General features: G+C 60.9%; 5 protein-coding genes. All 5 read left to right on the top strand.

All coding sequences use genetic code 11. From position 1 onward, the window contains the following. On the top strand, window positions 1–1,055 hold a 1,055-nt coding region (locus EOD15_RS35995), incomplete at its 5' end, for a hypothetical protein (RefSeq protein ID WP_185929112.1). A gap of 225 nt (window positions 1,056–1,280) precedes the next feature. Next, the gene (locus tag EOD15_RS29935) at window positions 1,281–1,778 is read left to right on the top strand and encodes a tail fiber protein (RefSeq protein WP_127321637.1); all 498 of its coding nucleotides are present in this window, start codon (window positions 1,281–1,283) and stop codon (window positions 1,776–1,778) included. Between the two features lie 42 nt (window positions 1,779–1,820). After that, entirely contained in the window at window positions 1,821–2,294 is a 474-nt protein-coding gene (locus EOD15_RS29930; RefSeq protein WP_245463805.1) for a tail fiber protein, read from the top strand. Window positions 2,295–2,303: 9 nt separating this feature from the next. After that, window positions 2,304–2,825, top strand: a complete 522-nt coding sequence (locus EOD15_RS29925; RefSeq protein ID WP_127321639.1) for a tail fiber protein — start codon at window positions 2,304–2,306, stop codon at window positions 2,823–2,825. Window positions 2,826–2,854: 29 nt separating this feature from the next. Continuing rightward, a partial coding sequence (locus EOD15_RS29920) for a hypothetical protein (RefSeq protein WP_127409103.1) occupies window positions 2,855–4,148 on the top strand: 1,294 nt, incomplete at its 3' end.

The following is a 4,148-nucleotide window of genomic DNA, read 5'->3' as shown; positions in this document are numbered from 1 at the left end:
GCTCCAACAACGCCGGCAATATCGAAGAAAGTGCCATTCGCTTCGACAATCTGCTCGGCAGCGCCTCGATCACCGGTTCCAGCATCAGCGGCGGCGCTTACGGCAACCTCGCCGTCTGGAACACCAGCGGCACGCTGAATCGGCTGACCATGAGCGGCAACACGTTCGGCCTGATCAGTTCGACCCTCGGCAACGATAATGTCAGCTTCACCGTCTACAACGGCGCAACCGCGAATGTGACGTTGGATAGCAACACGTTCTCCGGCACGCGCTCCGACTTCTTCGAGGCGGTCGCCAACAACAATGCGACCATGGATGTGGTCGCTACCAGCAATATTTTTCACAATGGCCAGACGATCATACCGGGCGGCGGCACCGCAATTTCGGTGCGCAGCGGCTCTGCCGGCAACACGTCCGCCGCGACGACGACCTTCAACATCTCGAACAACGTCAACAGCGATGGTGGGGCCAACGCCTTCGACACGGTCGGCATCTTCGTCGCCAAGGGCCAGGACCTCGGCACGATGACCGGCAAAATCGTCGGCAACACGCTGGTTGCCAAAACGGGCTCGAATTCCGATGGCATCTTCGTCCGTGCGGCAGGCGCGTCCGGTTCACTGACCACGCTTATCCAGAACAACACCATCACCGGCTGGGGCTTTGCCGGTATCCACCTGCAGAACAATGATGGTGGCGCGACGATGAACGCGTCTGTATTCGGCAACAGCGTGACGGCAACGGGTAGTGCATTCCCATTTGCCGCGTTGTTTGCCGACAATGGCGCCACTGCGACGGATACAAGTACGATGAACCTCGTGCTTGGCGGTGCTGGTACGCAGCAAAACACCTTCGTCGGCGGGCCAAATGCAGTGGTGGACGTCAGCTTAAGCAACTTCAATGCCAGCACCGACTTTAACCTGTCTCGCAATGGCTCGGCTGCAGGTGCAGCTGCAGGCGTCGTACAGGACGACAATGTCGGTACACCGACAGTCGACACGTCGGGCGGCGCGGGGGTAATCGATCTTGTTGGCACGCTGCCGCCGACCCCACCCTGATCAAAGTCGCCGTCTATTCAACCTATGAAATCGGGCTTCTCAGCGGAACGCCGTCCATAATGGCGCCGGGAAATGCGGCGCCAATCAACGGTAGCGACGCAATTGCGTAAGGAAGCGCGAACTTTAATAAAACCAAAGTCCAAAAATTTTATTTTATTTATGTCTGACTGACGTTGCGCAATATCACTGTGGTGCGTTAGTATATGGAAACAGTGAGGAGCGGAGATGTCGGAACCATTTCTTTCCGAAATCAGAATCATGTCTTTCGTATTCGCGCCCAAGGGCTGGGCGCTCTGCAATGGGCAGTTGCTGCCTATCAATCAGAACCAGGCGCTGTTTTCGCTGCTGGGCACCACCTTCGGCGGCGATGGCCGGGTGAATTTCGCACTGCCAGACTATCGCGGGCGCGTGCCGATCCATGTCGGCGGCAGCCATACACTCGGCGAGCGCGGCGGCGAAACGGCGCACACGCTTTCGGTCGCGGAATTGCCGTTTCATAGCCATGTCGAGCAGGCCACCACCGCCAATGCCGACACGCCAGTGGCCACCGGCAATTTGCTCGCAACCGTCGCCAACACCTATACGCCGCCCGGGAACGTCACGGCGATGGATCCCAGTACGCTGGCCCCTGTCGGCAACAACCAGGCGCATTTGAACATGCAGCCATTTCTGACGCTGAGCTTCTGCATCGCCCTGCAGGGCATTTTTCCGTCGCCGAATTAAGGGAGCGCAGCCATGGGACAACCCTTCGTTGGCGAAATTCGCATGTTTGCCGGCAATTTTGCCATAGCCGGCTGGATGTTCTGCGAAGGGCAGCTGCTGCCCATCTCGGAGAACGAGACGCTTTTCCAGCTGATCGGCACCACCTATGGCGGCGATGGCCAGAGCACATTCGCGCTGCCTGATCTGCGCGGCCGTTTGCCGATCCATCAGAGCACTGATTTCATTCTTTCTCAGAACGGTGGCGTGGAAGAAGTCACGCTTACGCCCCAGCAGATCCCTTCGCACACGCATCAGTTCCTTGCTTCGCTAAACAATGCCGGGGCAAGCACCCCAACCGGCAACATGACCGGCCAGGTCGGCGCGTCGCAAATCTATCGTGAGGTGCCTGCGGCCGCGCCGATGTCCCCGCAGACCGCCGGGCAGACCGGCGGCAGCCAGCCGCATACGAACTTCCAGCCGTATCTCTGCGTCAATTTTATCATTTCGCTTTTCGGCATCTTTCCGTCGCCGACCTGAGAGGACATCATGGCTGACCCATTCGTCGCCGAAATCCGAATCTTTCCCTTCAATTTCGCGCCCAAGGGCTGGGCATGGTGCGATGGGCAATTGCTGCCGCTGTCGCAGAACACCGCGCTGTTTTCGTTGCTCGGCACCACTTATGGCGGCAACGGCAAATCCAACTTTGCCCTGCCCGATCTGCAAGGCCGCGCTCCGATGCACCCGGGACAAGGACCGGGGCTTTCGCTGCACGATCTCGGCGAGCCGGGGGGTTCGGAGACAGTGTCGTTGCTGATATCGGAGATGCCGCAGCACGGGCACAATTTGATGGCCAACGTCAATCCCGCCAATCTGGCGGCGCCAAGTCCCGCACGATCCTTCGCGCGGACGGCTCCCGGGCAGTCCTACTCTGCGACGGCCACTTTGACGCCGCTCAGCGATCAGGCGGTACGGCCGATCGGCGGCGACCAACCCCACAACAATATGCAGCCCTATCTCACGTGCTATTTCTGCATCGCGCTGCAAGGCGTTTTCCCTCCAAGAGGCTGATACCGCGTCAACAGGGCAGGACCAACACGATGGCCAAGACAGCAGCACCAAAATCGCCCGCGCCAGGCGGCGAAACCGAGAAGGCCGCCGCGAGCGCCACGGCCACTTCGCCGACAGCGCCCGTTTTCCAGAGCATGCCGGCCGGCGCGCCCTTCTTCGAACTGTCGCGGCTGATGGTCGTGGCCATCGATACGTCGGCCGGGCGCCTGATCCAGAAGGCGCAGACCGCGCCGAACGGGCCATGGCCCGCAGCCTGGTCGATCATCGCTCCAGGCACCTTCGTGCAGATGACGGCCGGCATCACCAAGGATGGAAGGGTGGCTGTCGTTGCCCAACTGACGGGCAGCCCCAACCTGTTCTTCATCACCGAGGACGCCAACCAGGTCGGCCCGATCGACAAATGGACCGCTCCCATGAACATCGGTGCGCCGGCCGGCGCAGTCAGCTACTCCGGTTTTTCGATGGCGCGCGATGTCGATGGCCGCATCGAACTCTTCGTCCTCGACAACCAGGCGCGCATCTGGTGGATCTACCAGAACCCGGACCAGATCGTGCAAGTGCAGAAAACCATCACGCCGCCGGGCACCACGACGCCGATTGTCGTCACCGTCGAGGAACGCGTTCCGCCTGCCCAGATGTGGAGCGACTGGCTGCAGATTCCGGGCGGACTGGTGTCGATCTCGGCGATACGCCAGGCCGACGGGACCATCGCGCTGTTCGGCATCAATTCGGGAGCCAACCTCTACCGCTGCCAGCAGAAGACGGCACAGGCGCTGAAGGTTACCGATTGGACGGGCTGGACGCAGATCGACACTTCAGGCACCGGCGGGTTCACCGCAATGGCGCCGGGTGTCGGTCCGCTGGGGGCCACCAATCTGTTCGCCTTGACGAAGAGCGGCCAGGCCCTGCACACGCGCCAGAAGCCGGCCGGAACCGCCACATGGACGCCCTGGGCGACGACCGGTTACAGCCGGGTCGGCAAATATACGCTGGCTTCCGGCATCGAGGGCAATGGCGACATAATGCTTGTCGCATCTGACGTACAGCATGTGCACGCGTTCAACACCCAGTACGACGCTGCCACGCAGAACTGGTCGGGATGGCGCGACTTCAACGCTTCCAGCTCCAACACGCGGCTGATGCTCGATTACAATGCCGATGGCCGCCTCGCCGTGTTCAGCCTTTTGAGCGGTGCAGCCGGCAACAGCAACTCGCTGTGGACGCTGTCGCAGATGAGCATCGACAGCACCGAGTGGGAGTATTCCTGGGTGTCGCTTGCCGACAGCAACGTCAGCCAGGCCATCGTCGTGCGCGACCTGACGC

Source organism: Mesorhizobium sp. M7A.T.Ca.US.000.02.2.1 (assembly GCF_003996995.1).
Taxonomy (GTDB): domain Bacteria; phylum Pseudomonadota; class Alphaproteobacteria; order Rhizobiales; family Rhizobiaceae; genus Mesorhizobium.
Note: the sequence above shows the minus strand (reverse complement) of the source record. Positions and strands in the feature narration are given on the sequence as shown.